Consider the following 15,830-nt stretch of genomic DNA (forward strand, 5'->3'; position numbering starts at 1 on the left):
TCAGGCGTCGCCGGTGACGCGCAGGATCTCTTCCAGCGTGGTCACGCCACTGTCGACCCAGCGCTGGCCATCCTCGCGCAGGTTGCGCATGCCGGCACGCCGCGCCGCCTCCCGCAGTGCCGGCTCGCCCTGCCCTTCGTGGATCAGGGCGCGCACGCGCTCATCAACCACGAACAGTTCATGGATACCCGTGCGCCCCCGATAGCCGCTGTTCGCGCACGCCGCGCAGCCCACCGCGCGCCACACGGTACGGCCCTCGCCATCCACCTCTGCATGTCGGCACTGGGTGCACAGGCGCCGCACCAGCCGCTGCGCCAGGACGCCGCGCAGCGAAGAGGCCAGCAGGAACGGCTCCACACCCATGTCGGCCAGGCGGGTCACCGCCGAGATCGCGTCGTTGGTGTGCAGCGAGGCCAGCACGCCATGGCCGGTCAGCGAGGACTGCACCGCGATCTGCGCGGTTTCCAGGTCGCGGATCTCGCCGATCATGATCGTATCCGGGTCCTGGCGCAGGATCGCGCGCAGCGCGGTGCCGAAGCTCATGCCGATGCGTGCATTGACCTGGATCTGGCCGATACCGGCGAAGTCGTACTCCACCGGATCTTCCACGGTCAGGATGTTGCTGGTGCTGCTGTCGAGCTGGCCCAGCGCCGCATACAGCGAAGTGGTCTTGCCGCTGCCGGTCGGGCCGGTCACCAGCACGATGCCGTGCGGTTGCCGGATCAACCCGGTGAAGGTCGCCAGGGTGTCGTCGGCCATGCCGAGCCGCTGCAGCTGCAGGCGGCCGGCATCCTTTTCCAGCAGGCGCAGCACAGCGCGCTCGCCATGTCCGGTCGGCACCGTGGACACGCGGATGTCCAGTGGCCGGCCACCGACACGGATCGCGATGCGGCCGTCCTGCGGCAGGCGCTTCTCGGCGATATCCAGGTGCGCCATGATCTTGATGCGCGACACCAGCGCCGCATGCAGTGCACGGCGTGGCTGCACCATGTCACGCAGGGTGCCATCCACCCGGTAGCGCACCACCGAATGGGTCTCGAACGGCTCGATGTGCAGGTCGCTGGCACCATCGCGTGCGGCCTGCGCCAGCAGCGCGTTGATCATCCGGATCACCGGCGCATCGTCCTGCGCGTCCAGCAGATCGGTGACCTCGGGCATGTCCTGCATCAGGCGGTCCAGATCCACTTCGCTTTCAGCGGCACCGACCACCGCTGCGGCATCGCCGCCGTCGCGATACTGCTCCCCCAGCCGTTGCTGCCATGCGGCGGCATCCAGCGCCTGGAACGGCAGCGGGCCATGCCGGCGGCGCAGTTCGGCCACCGCCCAGGCGGCGGTTTCGGCAGTACCCAGCAGCACCGGCTCGCCGCCGGCCTCGGCCAGCATCACGCCATGGCTGCGCACCCAGGCATACGGCAACGGCGCGGTCGTGCTCACGGACCGATCACCAGTTCCGGCGTGTAGCCCAGCCCGCGCAGCTGCTGCAAGGCCGGGTCCAGCTTTGACGGATCGCGTGGCAGCCGCACCCGCAGGCGCTGCCCATTCCCGCCCGGCGTGGCCTCGGCATAGGCCCGCAATCCCAGCGCCCGTGCCTGCGCCACGCCCTGGCTGGCGCGTGCCACGTCCAGCCCCTGCGCGAACTGCACCAGCTGTGCATCACTCTCGCCTGCGGGATACAACGCCGCCAGGCTGGTGTTCTGCAACGGCTGGCCCTGGCCATCGCGCACATTGCCCTGCCCCAGCACGGGCAGATCCTGCGGCGGCAGCTGCGGCGCGGAAAGCGCGGGCAGCGCCCAGCTCTGCGCCGGCTGTGCACCGGCCTGCGCGTTGCGCATGTAGTCGTAGCGGTCACGGGTCAGACGCTGCCCGGCGGCCGGGTCGCGCACCACGTGCGGGCGCAGGAACACCATCAGGTTGGTCTTGGCGCGCTTGCGCGTATCGCTGCGGAACAGCGCCCCCAGCACCGGGATCTTTCCCAGCCCCGGCACCGCATCGCGACCATGGCTGACGCTGTCCTCCAGCAGCCCACCGAGCACCATGATCTGGCCATCGTCCAGCAGTACGCTGGTGTCCAGTGCACGCTTGTTGGTGATGATGCCGGCCGTGCTGCTGGCGCTCTGCGCGTCGATGCTGCTGACTTCCTGGTAGATGTCCAGCTTCACCGTGCCGCCCTCGGAAATCTGTGGGCGCACGCGCAGCTTCAGGCCGACGTCCTCGCGCACGATGGTCTGGAACGGGTTGTTGCTGCCGCCCCCGCCGTCGGTCACGTAACGACCGCTGACGAACGGCACGGTCTGGCCGACCATGATGCTGGCCGCCTCGTTGTCCAGCGTCATCAGGTTGGGCGTGGACAGGATGTTGGCACCGCCCCGGCTCTGCAGCGCATTGGCCAGTGCTTTCATGTTGAGGATCTGGCCGACCCCCGGCAGGTTGATGGTGCCGTCGATGACACCGATCTTCAGGCCATCCTTGGGCAGCACGTCCAGAGTGGTGCGCGCGGCGGTGTTCAGCCCGCTGCCACCCGTGGTTCCCCCGAAGTGGGTGCCGCCGAAGGTGCGGCCATTGCCCAGCATCCATTGCACGCCCAGTTCGGCCGCGTCGGTCTGGTTGACCTCCACGATCAGGCTTTCCACCAGCACCTGCGCGCGGCGCTGGTCAAGCTGGTCGATCACCCGCCGCAGGTTGCGGTACACCGGCTCGGGGGCCGAGATCAGCAGCGTGTTGGTTGCCACGTCGGCCTGCACCGAGATGCCGTTCTGGCTGAAGCCGGTGCTGCCGGCCTCGATCGGGTCGCGGCGGTTGGGATCAAGCCGCTGTGATTCCAGCGCATTGCCGCCGGCCTTTGCCTGTTGCGCCTGCGCCTGCGACGGTTGTGACGGCGTGCTGCGGCTGGCATCGCCGGGCAGCGGCGTGATGCCTTCGTTGCTGCCCATTGCCGGTGCATCGCTCTGCCCGGCCACCACGCCGCGCAGCACCCCGGCCAGCTGGTTGGCCTGGGCGTTGCGCAGATACACCACGTGCAGGTTGCCGGACTCGTCCTGGGCCTTGTCCAGCTTCTCCACCAACTGCCGCGCCAGGCGCGTGCGACCGGGGCTGCTGGAACGCAGCAGCACGCTGTTGCTGCGCGGATCGGCCATCACCACCACCTTCTGGCTCGGCTCGGCGCCTTGTGCATCCAGCAGCGGCGCCACCATCGCCGCCACGTCCACCGCAATGCCCTGCTGCAGCTTGACCACATCGGTGTCCACGCCAGCCGGGGTGTCCACGCTGGCGATCACCCGCGCAATGCGCTCCAGGTTGTCGGCGTAGTCGGTGATCACCAGAGTGTTGTTGCCCGGGTTGGCCGTGATCGGGTTGTCCGGGCTGATCATCGGCCGCAGCACCGCCACCAGTGCAGCCGCGTTCTCGTAGCGCAGCGCAAAGGTTCGCGTGGTCACCTCGCCGCCGGCGCCACCCGCACCGACGCGTCCGCCGAGCAGCTTGGCGTCGGCCTGTGGCACCACCCGGCTCACCCCACCGTTCTCGACCACGGCGAAGCCACGCATGCGCAACGCGCCCAGCAGCAGCTGGTAGGCCTGGGTACGGCTGACCGGCCCCTCGGAGACCACGGTCATCTTGCCGGTCACCCGCGGGTCGACCAGGAACTGGCGGCCGGTGAAGCGCGCTGCCATGCGCAGCACGCCACCGATATCGGTATCCACCAGGTTCAACTGCACCGGTTCATCGCGGGCGTCCTGCGCCAGCACCACAGCCGGAACATGCGCCATGCCCACCATCAGGGCCAGCGCGCTGCTGCAGGCGAGACTGCGCGTCGCTCTCATGAATGACCACCCGCAGCGGGCGCCATCACGATGTTTCCGGAAATCCGTGCCACCGGCATGTTCGCATCCCCTGTACGTGTCAGTTGCAGCTGCTGCAGTTCGATGGCCGGATCGGCCAGCACCGGCAGCAGCCAGTTCCACAGCGCGTCGGCGGGCACGCCCTGCACCTGCAGGTGCCAGCGCCCGTCGCGTGCTTCGATATGCAGTCCTTCGGCGAGGCCAGCGGACCTGATCCGTTCGCGCAGCCCGGCCAGCGTCGGGCGTTGATCCCGGGCCTGCTGCTGACGTTCGCGGGCGCGCAACAGCGGCGCCAGTGCGGTGGCCTGTGCCTGCAGCCGCGGCAGCTCTGCCTGCCAGTGCGTGCGCTGCTTCAGCAGCGGCTCCAGCCAGAACGACCACAGGCCTGCCATCAGCAGCGCGCCCATCATCACGCCCAGCATCAACCGCTCACGAGGCGGCAGGCGCTGCCAGCGCTGCTGCAGGCCTGCCAGGCCCGCACCCCGGCGCAGGGTCGGTGTGATCACCGGTCGCCCCCGCTCACGCGCAGGCGCCCATCGTTCGCGCGTGCCAGCTCCAGGCCCTGCGCCTGGGCTGCCTGCTGCCACTGCTGCAGCCGTTGCGCGTCGTCGGCCAGCGCCTGCACATCGGGGTCCAGTTCAAGGTCCAGCTGGCCCGGCTGGTAGTGCAGGCCGCGAACCTGGCCGCCCAGTTCCGGAATCGCCTGCAGCGTTCTGGCCACCTGCCGCTGCACCGCCGGCAACGACGGCATCGGCGCTGGCGTGGCCAGCGCACGCCGCGCCTGCAGTACCGGGTCCACCACGTCGGTGATCTCGGGGAAGCGCGCGCTGAACTGCCGCGCCATGTCCTGCTGCAGCGCCTCGCCCTCGCTGCGCCAACGCGAAACCTGCAGCTGCAGGCCCAGTGCCGCCAGCAGCACCGCGGCCAATGCCAGCCCGATCGCCAGCCGCGGCCGCTTCCGGGCCGCACTGGGCAGAGGCAGAGACCACCCCGGCAGCGGTCCGCAGGCCTGCAGTTCCTGCGCGACCGCCGTTGCAGGCAGGCTTTCCGGCCACGTGGACGGTACGCTGCCGATCCACTGCACGGCCTGTACGCCGGACTGCTGCAGCCGCGCCGCCAGCGCCTGCATCACCGCGCCCGCGTCACGCCCGCCGCACCACTGCACGCCACCTCGATCGCGGCCATTGCGCACCAGCAGGTGCTCGCCGCAGACCCGCAGCGTCGCTTCCCCGCTGTTCCACGGCAGCAGCAGCGGCGTCGGGTACAGTGCCCGCAGCCGCAGGCCGCACGCTTCCAGCAGCTGCTGTGCCTGCACCATCGCCTGCTGGCCCAGCCAGGCGACCGGCACGCTGCCGTCGTCGGCCTGCGCGCCATGCGCCAGGGCCACCTCCTGCAGGTCGTCCAGCAGCATCGCTTCCACTTCGCCCTGCAATGCAGCCTGCAGCCTGCGCCCGGTCAGTGGCGGCAGCTGCAGCTCCAGCAGGATCAGATCGTGCGGATCGAGGCAGGCCAGCACCTCGGCCTGTGGATGGCGCTGGCCCAGTGTCATCAGCGTCCCGCGACCATGCGCCTGCACGGCGCCCTTGTGCAGCAGCGCCCAATCGACCTCATTGTCGGTGCGCAGGCGCTCCAGCGGTGGCAGGCAGATCCTCAACTGCATGCTCATGCGCCGATCCTCGTCCACACGCGTTGCACGCGCACACCGTCATCGCGGTACTCACGCCAGATCAGTGCCCGGAAGTCGACCGCCTGGCCGTCGGCCTGTACCTGGCCGACGGCGAGAAACCACTCACTATGAATGCCAAGGGGCACCAGGGCCATCTGCGCGCTGCTCAGTTGGAGTCGATTGGCGATGTCACCGCGATTGAGCAGCCAGTGGCCACCGTCACGCTCTCCGAGCAGCGCCTGCAGGCGCCCTCGCTCGACCTCGGGCGTGACCGCCTGCAGCACGCTGAGATCGCTGGTGTTGGCATTGACCAGGGTCTGCGCCGGCAGCACCACGGTGCGCCGCGCCAGCGCCTGTACGGCCAGCGGATCCGACCCCGCAAAGGCCTGCTCGATCAATGATTCGCGCGGCAGTGGCGCCTGCGCCTGGATGTCGCCATCGCGCAGGCGCGCCTGTATGTGCTCGGCCGCAGCGGCGCAGGCGCCCTGCCCCAGCCCCTGCCCGGCGCACAGGGTGATGAACGCGTGCCGTGCGTCCGGGTCCGGCCTGCCGTGTGCCAGCAGGTTGCGCACGTTGAACATCGACTGCGCATCGACCAGTTGCAGCTGCACCGGAAGCGGCACCTGCGATTGCAGCGGCCGCGCCCAGCGCCCGCCGCGCACCGTCGTCACCTGCTCGCGTGCGTCCTCACGCAGCTGCTGTGCCGCGCGCTCCAGCGAGGCGTCCACGGTCATGCGTACCTGCGCGCGCAGCTGGTCGCCGCGCAGCATGCGCAGCTGCGCCGACTGCCGGGTCAGCAGCGCGGTGGCGATCACCGCCACCAGGGCCACCACCAGCATCGCCACGATCACCGCCATGCCACGCTGGCCGGCGCACGACACCGAACGCATCCGGGTTGCCATCGGCGGGCCTCACAGCTGCCAGGAGCCGATGTCCGCATTGCCGGCCTCGCCGCCCGGCTTGCTGTCCGCGCCCAGCGAGAACACATCGATGTCGCCGTGGGTGCCGGGAATCTGGTACTGGTAGGGATGGCCCCACGGGTCATTCGGCAGGCGGTCCAGATAGGGCGTCACCGGCATTGCGCCGCCGCCCTGCGGTGGCGTCACCAGTGCCTTCAGCCCCTGCTCGGCAGTGGGGTAGCGTCCGTTGTCCAGCTTGAACAGCTTCAATGCCTGCATCAACGCAGCGATATCCTGCCGCGCCGCCACCACGCGCGCCTGGTCAGGACGATCCATCAAGCGTGGCACGATCAAGGCGGCGAGGATGCCAATGATGACCACCACCACCATGATCTCGATCAGGCTGAAACCCTGCTGCCGAGCCCAGCGACCACGAACCTGCCTTGCCATTGTTCCGCCCCCGTCATCCTGGAAGAGACCGCTGCGCCATGGTCAGCGGTGCATGTGTCAGTACGATAAACATCCGCCTGCTATTCGCAGTGCCTGCACCTGCTGTGGCATTGCGCGCATTGCAGGCACGCACGCGGCTTCCAGCAGTGGTGCAGGCACTTCGCCCAGCGTGTCTTCGATACAGGCACGCAGCAGCGGCTGCGCGCATGCCTGCAGCAGCCGCACGCATTGCATCGGCGACCATGCCGTGCCGTGGCCGAGGCCAACGAACAGCCGATAGACCTGGTGGTAGCGCAGATCATCAAACACCCGCTGCGCGCTGTTCAGATCGCGCAGCACCACCAGCAACGCGGCGCGTTGCAGCGCGCGCGTATCGCCTGCATCAAACGGCAGCAGGTTCATGACGGTCTCGGGCCAGGGCCGCAACTGCGCATCAAGCACCCTGCGCAGGGCCAACAACGGATGCGCGCTGCTGTCCTGGGCTGCCCAACGCGCTGCATCCGCCCACGCATCGCTGGACAGCATCCATACCCACGAGCGTCCATAGCGTTGCACGTTCATCGGCGCATGCCGTGCCTGCTCCAGCGTCTGGCTCAGGTGCCGGTCCAGTTCCAGCATGGTGACACTGCGACTGTCTGCCATCGGCATCGCCTGCGTTCTGCGACGCGTGATGCGCCGTACTCAGGAAAGACGTCGGCAGGGCGGATGAAGCGACAGCGCGAATGCTTCTCTGTGCGCTGCGTAGCGCTTCATCATCGGCGTCATCGCAGCGTCATCCGCCTGCAGGCTTCGCGCTCCAGGCGCGGCACGTCGCCGCCACAGCGACGCGCCAGCACGGCCACCTCGCTGCGTTGCGCGAAGGCCGCCAGCGCATCGGTCATCGCCACGTCATCCAGCCATGACGCCATCGCAGCACGCAACGGCGAAAGCTGCCAGCCCTCCATCACGCCATGGCCGCCAGCCACAAACCAGTGCCACAGCCGATGGTGCTGCACCTGGTCGTGCAGCTGCGCCAGCTCATCGATTGCGTACATGCCCATCAGCAGCAGCGCCCTTGCCATCGCCGCGGATGCCAGCGCACCCGCCTCCGGCAGCGGAAGTACCTGCTGCTGCAGGCGCAGCAGCATCGCCAACGGATGCGATTGCGGATCGAACTCCAGCAGCACCGCCTGCTGCTGCCATTGCGCTTCGGATACCACGCACACCCACGGTGATCCATAGCGATGCACCATCAACGGTCGTCGTTGGGTGGTCTCCAGCAACGCCGACAGATTGCGACGCAGATCCAGCACACCGATGGTCTCGTTGCGCACCCCAGGCCTCTCCTTGCTTGCAACGGCCCTGCGTGAAGCGCGGGGCCAGCGTCATCATCTAACCAAGGACGGCGATGCCACCCGGAAAGCGACGCAGATCCAGCGACATCGACTGTCGCAGCTGTTCAAGGGCCGCGTCCGGATCATCGATGCGGAAGCGGCCGCTGACCGGCGCACGCGCCAACGCCGATTCACCCAGCACGATCCTGCCGCGGCGGTAGCGGTTGATCTCGTCCACCACCTCACGCAGCGGCGCGCGGCGGAACACCAGCATGCCCTCGGTCCAGGCGCTCACCTCCGAGGCCACCGCCTCGGCCACCACGCCACTGAGCCGCTCGTCGTAGCGGGTCTGCTGCCCCGCCTGCAGCTGCAGGCGGCCCTGCGGGTGCTCGATGCGGGCGCTGCCGTGCAGGCAGGTGACCCGCACCTGGCCGTGGGTGTTGCGCACGTCCAGGCGCACCGCACCTTCGTCGGCGATCACGCAGCCCGGCCCGGCAAACAACGCCAGGCGCAGCCCGGCCCGGGTTTCGATCGCGGCCTGGCCCTGCACCAGCTCAAAGCCCTCGCCATCGGCGGCGGCGCGACGGCGCAGGCTGCTCTGCGTATCCAGATCGATCTTCAGCTGCGGCACCGGCGTGATCTGCAGGCGCTCGCCGGTGCCGGTGTGGAAATCGGCGGCCATTGCCGTGACCGGCGGCCACAGGCCCAGCGGCGGGCGGATCGCGGCGACCACCACCAGGCTGGCCGGCGCGGCAATCGCAGCGCCAAGAAAGGCACGCCGGCTCCAGCGCTGTGCACGGCCCGGCGCGACCGGCTGGCGCGCCGCGGCGGGCAGCTGCTCGCCCGCCAGCCGCACCTGGTCCCACTGCCGGCGTGCACGGCCAAACGCCTCCCGATGGCGGGGATCGGCGTCGCACCACGCGCGGAACCTGCGCCCATCGGCGGCGGTGGCCTCGCCCGAGGTCAGCCGCACCACCCACGCATGGGCCTGACGCTCGACGGCATCCAGCGGGCGTTGCGGGCGATCGTCAGCGTCCATGGGGGCTCATGCCGGACCCGCACGCTGCGGGGTTCTGCTCGGCGTCAAAGTGTAGACGGATGCCGGCGCTCAGAACCGCACCTGGCGCCCCTGCCCGCTGCGCTCGGCCAGGTAGTCCTGGGCCGCCTTCAGTTCGCGCTGCACCAATCGCAGCGACACCCCCAGGTGCTCGGCCACGTCCCGCTGCTGCAGGCCATCGACGCGGATCGCCAGCAGGATGCGGCGGCGGCGCTCGGGCATGCGCTGCAGCAGGGCGACCATGTCCTGCAACGCGAAGTCCAGTTCCGCGGCCTGCGCCGGGCCCGGCGCCGGATCGGCCAGGTCCATCAGCGCATCCACCTCATCCAGGCTCAGCAGCCGATGGTCGGCGCGTTGGCGGTCGATCACGGTGTTCATCGCCATGCGCAGCAGGTAGGCCGCCGGGTTCTGCACCGCGTCCAGCCGATCGCGGCGGGCGCTCAGGCGCATCCAGGTATCCTGCAGCGCATCGCCTGCCAGCTCCTCCGAGCCCAGCTTACGCACCAGCCGCCGCTTCAGCTCGTCATAGGCCCCTAGAAGGTGGTCCATCAGGTCAACTGCCCCAGCCGTACCGTTGCTCATGTTCGAATCCTTGAAGTCATGGAAGGGGCGAGCGCCGGCCACAGTCGTGGTCGATGCCGGAAGGTCGGATCTGCAGCGTCACCGGCTGCGGCAGCGCAGCGGCATCAGGTGCCAGCACCAGCTGCGCCAGCGCCTGCAGCAGGCGCGCGTCGCGGCCTGCATTGCCGGTGCCGGATACCAGCTCGGGCGCGTGCACCTGGCCGTCGCTGTCAATGCGGAAGCGCAGCGTTGCCGCATAACGACCCGGCGCGATGCCCGGGTCATCACAGAACGCCTCGCGCAGGCGCTGCTGCACGTCGCCATAGCGACGGCGCCGCTCGGCGTCGGCAGGTTCGCTGCCTGGTGTCATTTCATTCGCGGATGGCGCGCCCCGGCGCAGCACCACGCGCTGCTCACCGATCACCTCGGCCTCGATGCCGGTGTCCTGCAGCAACGCCTGCAGTGCTGCCATGGGCGGCAGGCTGGCACGCAGTGCATGGCTGCTGCGCCCGGCGGCAAGGTCACCCGGGTACATCACCGACCACCCGCTGACGACACTGAAGCGCTCGACGGCCAGCTCCAGCGGCTGCGCCGGGATGTCGTAGGCATGAACACCGTCCTGTGCGGCGGCCGCGAAGGACAGCAGCAGCCATGCGGCGATGGCCACCCTCCAAGTTCTGACCGCATGGTGTCCATTCAGCCCCCTGACGTAGAACACATGACCCTCGGCAGCGACAGCAGCTGCAGTGCACGCGCGGTACGACCGGAACCCCGGCCCGCGCGACCAGCAAGCGGGTTCAAACCGTACCGGCAGCACATGTCATTGCGATGACCAGCGCCCATGGCCGAGAGCGAGCCCGGCTGTGCGGAGCCCGCTGTGAAGCAACGGGACGCGGCCCCATGCCGACCAAAGCGTGTCGACCAAGGTCGACACCCACCAGGAGCAGCTGAGGTCGGCACCTACCAGGAGCAGCTGAGGTCGGCACCCACCAGGAGCAGCTAAGGTCGACATCCACCAGGAGCAGCTAAGGTCGACACTCGCCAAGAGCAGCTCGTGCCGTTCCGGCACATCGCAGGAAACTGTCAGGTGGCGGGGCGGCGTGGCCAGGCAGGACCGTTGGCGCCATGGATGGCGCCATCGAGCCCCCATGGATGGGTTTACGGCGTGTCCTGCCTGGCCACGCCGCCCCGTCCCCCCAGGAAGCCGCTGTTGCTGTTGCTCCTGGGGTGCGGGCCAGCGGCCGGCACGACCGCGGGTGCCGGGTGCAACCCGGCCAGCCCCCAGCCCTCAAAGCGGCAGGCGGGTGGTCTGCTTGATCCGCTGCATCGGAATCTCGGTCTTGGTGTTCTGCACCCCGGCAATCCGGTTCAGGTGCTGCATCTGGAACTGCCGGTAGGCATCAAGGTCGGCCACCGCCACCCGCAGCAGGAAGTCGCAGTCACCGGCCATCAGATGGCATTCAAGTACTTCCGGGAAAGACTTGATGCTGTTGATGAAGTGATTGGTGGTGTCCTCGTCCTGCCCGCGCAGCCACACCCGCACGAATACGGTGAACCCCCGGCCGACCTTGGCCTCGTTCAGCAGCGCCACGTAGCGATCGATGTAGCCACCTTCCTCCAGCAGCCGCACCCGGCGCAGGCAGGCCGACGGCGACAGGCCCACCTGACGCGCCAGCTCCAGGTTCTGCAGGCGCCCGTCGCCTTGCAGAGCGTCGAGGATGCGCCGATCGAGATTGTCGAGCTGGTACTGCATGAAATTCCACCCTTGGCGACACAGGCCGCATGAAATTCCAATCCTCACCAATCCAGTGGCATCAACGCAACCCGATTTCGCGATCAGGCCGCTAGGATGGGCCACCCCACTCAGTTGTGTCGTTCCATGGACGCCCGTACCACCCTCCCCCTGCCTGACGCCGCCTGCGACACCGCCCCGCGTGCCGAATTCCTGCGCGGCCTGCGCGCCGCTGTGCCGGTGATGATCGGCTTCATTCCCTTCGCCCTGGTGCTCGGCGCCCAGGCCGCACAGAAGGGCCTGACCGCCCTTGAAGTACTTCTGATGACCGGCCTCAACTTTGCCGGCGGCTCGGAATTCGCCGCGGTCGAACTGTGGACCTCGCCGCCGCATATCGCGCTGATCGTGGCGATCACCGCGCTGGTCAACAGCCGCCACCTGCTGATGGGTGCCAGCCTGGCACCGCTGTTGCAGCACCTTCCGCGCCGCCGGGTGCTGCCCGCGCTGTTCTTCATGTGCGACGAGAGCTGGGCGATGGGCGTGGCCGACGCACGCCGCCGCGCCCTCGGCTTCAGCCTTGCCTACTACCTGGGCGTCTCGGCCGGCCTGTACACGGTCTGGGTGGCCTGCACCGCGCTCGGAGCGATCATCGGCCCGATGCTCGGTGACATTCACGCCTACGGGTTCGACATGGCGTTCCCCGCCGTGTTCCTGGTACTGCTGCGCGGCATGTGGCAGGGCATGAAGGCCGCGCGTCCGTGGCTGGTGAGCCTGGTGGTGGCCGCTGCCACCTACCTGCTGGTTCCCGGCGCGTGGTACGTGGCCAGCGGTGCGCTGGCGGGCCTCGCGGCGGCCTGGCTGCTGGCGGAGGAGGCAGCATGATCTTCAATGGCTTGATCCACTGGTCCTCGGTGCTGACCATCGTGCTGATGGCAGCCGCCACCTACCTCACCCGCATCGTCGGATTCCTGGCGCTGCGCAACCGTACGCTGAGCAAGCGCGCGGTCACGGTGATGGAAGCCGCACCCGGCTGCGTGCTGATCTCGGTGATCGCACCGGACTTCGTCGCCGACAAGCCGGCCGATCTGGCGGCACTGGCGATCACCCTGCTGGCCGCCACGCGCCTGTCGATGCTGCCGACGGTGCTGATCGGCGTGGTCTCGGCGGGTGTACTGCGCTACCTGATGGGCTGACGCGCTCGGCCTTCCTGGGTGGAGCCGAGCCCATGTCCGGCTCCACAGGTAACTCCCTGCGACACCCGGTCGCAGCCGATCCCGTCGGTCACTTGACCAATATCAAATCGCCCGCCGCTGCGCGGGCGTATTTCTATGCAGGACCCGAACACGCCGGCGTTTCCGGCATCCAAAAGGACCCTGCGATGAGCTACACCCCCGACAACGCCCAGCTCCTCAACGCCCTGCAGAACGTCATGGTGATCTCCACCACCGACCTGCAGGGCAACATCACCTACGCCAACGATCTGTTCTGCACGCTTACCGGCTTCGCCCGCGAAGAACTGATCGGCCAGCCGCACAGCATCGTGCGCCACCCCGACGTGCCCAAGGCGGTCTACAAGGACATGTGGGACACGATCAAGGCCGGCAAGACCTGGACCGGCATCGTGCCGAACCTAGGCAAGGGCGGCGTGCTCTACGTGGTCGACACCACCGTGCAGCCGCTGTTCGACGCCGACGGCAACATCACCTCGTACATCAGCATCCGCCGCGTGGTGAACGACCTGATGCAGAACTACGACCTGGTCGAGTTCAGCAAGGAAAAGTTCGACGACTTCTACGAGGCCGCGTGAACGCCGTCCCGACCAGCACCGCCATCAGCCGCCTGCTGGTGGGCTTCGCGTCCGAGTCGGGCAATGCCCGCGCCCTGGCCCAGCGCCTGGGCGCGGACCTGCAGCCGCACGCGCCGCAGGTGCTTCCCTTCAACGACATCGACGTGGCCAGCCTCGGCCACGGCGATGTGCTGCTGGCGATTTCCAGCTCGTTCGGTGACGGCGAACCGCCGGCCAACGGCGAGCAGTTCTTCGAAACACTGCGCCAGACCCCGACGCTGAGCGGCCTGCGCTATGCGGTGTTCGGGCTTGGCGATACCGGCTACCCCCGCTTCTGTGGCTTCACCAAGGCCCTGGATGCCGCACTGAGCGAGCGTCAGGCACAACCGCTGCTGCACCGCGTGGATGCCGATCTCGGCTACGAGCAGTTCTTCCAGCAATGGCAGCCGGTGCTCGGCCAGGTGCTGGACGGAAACCCCGCCGCCGGCCAGGACCTGCGCCTGCAGGTGACCGCCTATGGCGAAGACAACGCCTTTGCCGCGCGCATCGTTGAACGCCGCCGATTGAACAGCAGCGATCCCGCGGCCTGGCACCTGCAGCTGGACATTGCCGGCAGCGGCATGGCCTACCGGGCCGGTGACACCCTGCACGTGGTACCAGAGAACGACCCTGCACTGTTGCAGGCGCTGGCCAACTGGTACGGCGACACCGGCGCCGTGGCCACCCTGCACGACCGCGAGCTGCGCCTGCTGGGCAAGAACGTGCTGCGCGAACTGGCCCGGCTCGGTGGCAGCGAAACCTTGAAGGGCCTGCTGAAGGTCAGCCAGAAGCGCGAACTGGAGGCGTACCTGCACGGCCTGGACCTGCTGGACGTACTGCAGGATCACGCCACCCCGGACAGCATTCCGCTGGCGCGCCTGCGCGAGCTGCTGTCGCCACGCCTGCCGCGTGCCTATTCGATTGCCTCGCACCCGTGCGATGACCAGCTCAGCCTGTGCGTGCGCGAGGTACGCTACACCCTGCGTGGCCGCGAGCGCTTTGGCACCGCCACCGGCAGCCTGCTGCACGGCGGCGACCACGCCCGTGTGTACTGCCGCTCCAATCCGGGCTTCCATCTGCCCGATACCGGGCAAGCACCGCTGTTGCTGGTCGGCACCGGCACCGGCATCGCGCCGTTGATGGGCCTGATGCAGGAATTGCAGGCGACCGCCTGCGAACGTGAAGTGCACCTGGTGTTCGGCGAGAAGCATCGCGAACACGACTACCTCTATCGCGAGCAGCTGCAGGACTGGCACGCACGCGGCGCGCTGGCTGGCCTGCATACGGCGTTCTCGCGCGATGGGGCCGACAAGGTCTATGTGCAGCATGTGCTGCAGCAGCGTGCCAGCGAGGTACACGATGTGCTGGCCCGCGGTGGGCATCTGTACCTGTGCGGCAACAAGCGCCACCTTGAAGGCGCGGTGCGCGACGCCATCGATGCCATCGGTGGCGCCGGGCACTGGGACGCACTGCGGGGCGAAGGCCGCACGCACTGCGAGCTGTATTGATCCGTCGATCGGGTAGAGCCGGCCGCTGGCCGGCTACGCTTCGCACCATGAATCTGCCGGCCGGCAGCCGGCACTGCCGAAGACCGCTCTACATGGGCACGCCGACGATCACGCTCGAGGCCTTGAACAGCACCGTTGCCGTACTGCCTTCGCGCAGCTCCAGCGCTGCGGTGCTGGTGCGGGTGATCACCGCCACCACACTGCAGCCATGGCCGATGTCCACCACCACCTCATCGTTCACCGCGCCCTCGGTGAGCCGTTCCACCGTGCCACTGAACTGGTTGCGTGCCGAATAACGTCCCTCCCCCTGCGCGACGATCACCGACGAGGCCTTCACCAGCGCATACGCCGGCACGCCCACCGCCAGCCCCAATGCTTCCACGCTGCCGTGGGTGATCGTGGCCACCAGCGCCAGCCCCGGCGCCACTTCAATCTGCACTTCGTCGTTGACCGCACCGGTGGCCAGCGCGCTGACCCGGCCATGGAACTGGTTGCGTGCACTGGTGATCATGCCGATTCTCCGGATCAGGGCCAGATCCTCGTCCAGCCCGGGGGTGGCCTGCAGCGACTGCAGGAAGGTGCGGTGCGCGCGCTCGACCTCTTCGAAGCGGGCGATCAGCTGGTGGCCGCGCTCGGTCAGCTGCGCACCCCCTCCGCCACGGCCGCCTACACTGCGCACGACCAGCGGCTCGCCGGCGGCGGTGTTCATCGCATCCACCGCATCCCAGGCGTTCTTGTAGGTCATGCCCATGCGCTTGGCGGCCTGGCTGATCGAGCCACAGGCATCGATCAGGCCCAGCAGCGCGAAGCGCCCGCGGCCCCCCACGCTCTGTCCGGCAATGCTCAGCCACAGGTTGCCCTGCAGCTCCAACGGTGGCCCGGCCTCGCTCATCGTGCTCGTTTTCCTGCGTTGCGCGCGAACGGCCAGTGTACGGCGTCGCCCCCCTGCACCGGGCTTGATATCGATCAAGGTGGCCGCGCCG

At 68.6% G+C, this 15,830-nt stretch carries 17 protein-coding genes; 4 read left to right on the forward strand and 13 right to left on the reverse strand.

Annotated elements, in window-relative coordinates:
- The 12 genes from gspE to N440_RS09220 all read right to left on the reverse strand — a co-directional run bounded on the left by gspE (position 1) and on the right by N440_RS09220 (position 11,535).
- Positions 1–1,434 carry a type II secretion system ATPase GspE gene (gene gspE, locus N440_RS09165; RefSeq protein ID WP_133934844.1) on the reverse strand — a complete coding sequence of 478 codons (1,434 nt, stop codon included), beginning with the start codon at positions 1,432–1,434 and terminating at the stop codon, positions 1–3.
- A complete protein-coding gene (gene gspD / locus N440_RS09170; RefSeq protein WP_133934845.1) occupies positions 1,431–3,818 on the reverse strand; it encodes a type II secretion system secretin GspD in 2,388 nt (795 codons plus the stop codon). The genes gspE and gspD overlap by 4 nt, the downstream gene beginning before the upstream one ends.
- Positions 3,815–4,342, reverse strand: a complete 528-nt coding sequence (gspM, locus tag N440_RS09175; RefSeq protein WP_133934846.1) for a type II secretion system protein GspM — start codon at positions 4,340–4,342, stop codon at positions 3,815–3,817. The genes gspD and gspM overlap by 4 nt, the downstream gene beginning before the upstream one ends.
- Complete coding sequence (gspL, locus tag N440_RS09180; RefSeq protein WP_133934847.1) at positions 4,339–5,502, reverse strand: type II secretion system protein GspL; 1,164 nt, start codon at positions 5,500–5,502, stop codon at positions 4,339–4,341. Before gspL ends, gspM begins: the two co-directional genes overlap by 4 nt.
- Positions 5,499–6,404: a type II secretion system minor pseudopilin GspK gene (gene gspK / locus N440_RS09185; protein WP_133934848.1), complete on the reverse strand. Its 906-nt coding sequence runs from the start codon at positions 6,402–6,404 to the stop codon at positions 5,499–5,501. The genes gspL and gspK overlap by 4 nt, the downstream gene beginning before the upstream one ends.
- A gap of 9 nt (positions 6,405–6,413) precedes the next feature.
- A complete protein-coding gene (gene gspG, locus N440_RS09190; protein WP_008268276.1) occupies positions 6,414–6,851 on the reverse strand; it encodes a type II secretion system major pseudopilin GspG in 438 nt (145 codons plus the stop codon).
- A 57-nt stretch (positions 6,852–6,908) separates the two neighbouring features.
- Positions 6,909–7,493 (reverse strand): hypothetical protein, encoded by a 585-nt coding sequence (locus tag N440_RS09195; protein ID WP_166671549.1) that lies wholly within the window; start codon positions 7,491–7,493, stop codon positions 6,909–6,911.
- A 119-nt stretch (positions 7,494–7,612) separates the two neighbouring features.
- Positions 7,613–8,164, reverse strand: coding sequence for a hypothetical protein (locus tag N440_RS09200; protein WP_133934849.1), 552 nt, complete (start codon positions 8,162–8,164; stop codon positions 7,613–7,615).
- A gap of 58 nt (positions 8,165–8,222) precedes the next feature.
- Positions 8,223–9,203, reverse strand: coding sequence for a DUF4880 domain-containing protein (locus tag N440_RS09205; protein WP_133934850.1), 981 nt, complete (start codon positions 9,201–9,203; stop codon positions 8,223–8,225).
- 69 nt (positions 9,204–9,272) lie between these two features.
- Complete coding sequence (locus N440_RS09210) at positions 9,273–9,803, reverse strand: sigma-70 family RNA polymerase sigma factor (RefSeq protein WP_006449274.1); 531 nt, start codon at positions 9,801–9,803, stop codon at positions 9,273–9,275.
- A 16-nt stretch (positions 9,804–9,819) separates the two neighbouring features.
- Positions 9,820–10,500, reverse strand: coding sequence for a TonB C-terminal domain-containing protein (locus N440_RS09215; protein ID WP_133934851.1), 681 nt, complete (start codon positions 10,498–10,500; stop codon positions 9,820–9,822).
- 570 nt (positions 10,501–11,070) lie between these two features.
- Positions 11,071–11,535 (reverse strand): Lrp/AsnC family transcriptional regulator, encoded by a 465-nt coding sequence (locus N440_RS09220; RefSeq protein WP_008265929.1) that lies wholly within the window; start codon positions 11,533–11,535, stop codon positions 11,071–11,073.
- A 126-nt stretch (positions 11,536–11,661) separates the two neighbouring features.
- Here N440_RS09220 and N440_RS09225 point away from each other — a divergent pair, with 126 nt between their 5' ends.
- The 4 genes from N440_RS09225 (at position 11,662) to N440_RS09240 (ending at position 14,847) form a co-directional block, all read left to right on the forward strand.
- Entirely contained in the window at positions 11,662–12,396 is a 735-nt protein-coding gene (locus N440_RS09225; protein WP_133934852.1) for an AzlC family ABC transporter permease, read from the forward strand.
- Positions 12,393–12,707 (forward strand): AzlD family protein, encoded by a 315-nt coding sequence (locus N440_RS09230; protein ID WP_133934853.1) that lies wholly within the window; start codon positions 12,393–12,395, stop codon positions 12,705–12,707. The genes N440_RS09225 and N440_RS09230 overlap by 4 nt, the downstream gene beginning before the upstream one ends.
- A 185-nt stretch (positions 12,708–12,892) precedes the next feature.
- Entirely contained in the window at positions 12,893–13,321 is a 429-nt protein-coding gene (locus tag N440_RS09235) for a PAS domain-containing protein (protein WP_133934854.1), read from the forward strand.
- Positions 13,318–14,847: a sulfite reductase flavoprotein subunit alpha gene (locus N440_RS09240; RefSeq protein ID WP_133934855.1), complete on the forward strand. Its 1,530-nt coding sequence runs from the start codon at positions 13,318–13,320 to the stop codon at positions 14,845–14,847. The genes N440_RS09235 and N440_RS09240 overlap by 4 nt, the downstream gene beginning before the upstream one ends.
- 88 nt (positions 14,848–14,935) lie before the next feature.
- Here the strand turns inward: N440_RS09240 and N440_RS09245 are convergent, their stop codons facing one another.
- Positions 14,936–15,739, reverse strand: coding sequence for a TOBE domain-containing protein (locus N440_RS09245; RefSeq protein ID WP_133934856.1), 804 nt, complete (start codon positions 15,737–15,739; stop codon positions 14,936–14,938).
- Positions 15,740–15,830: the final 91 nt, after the last annotated feature.

The sequence above is a fragment of the Stenotrophomonas sp. CC22-02 genome (assembly GCF_004365115.1).
Lineage (GTDB): Bacteria > Pseudomonadota > Gammaproteobacteria > Xanthomonadales > Xanthomonadaceae > Stenotrophomonas > Stenotrophomonas forensis.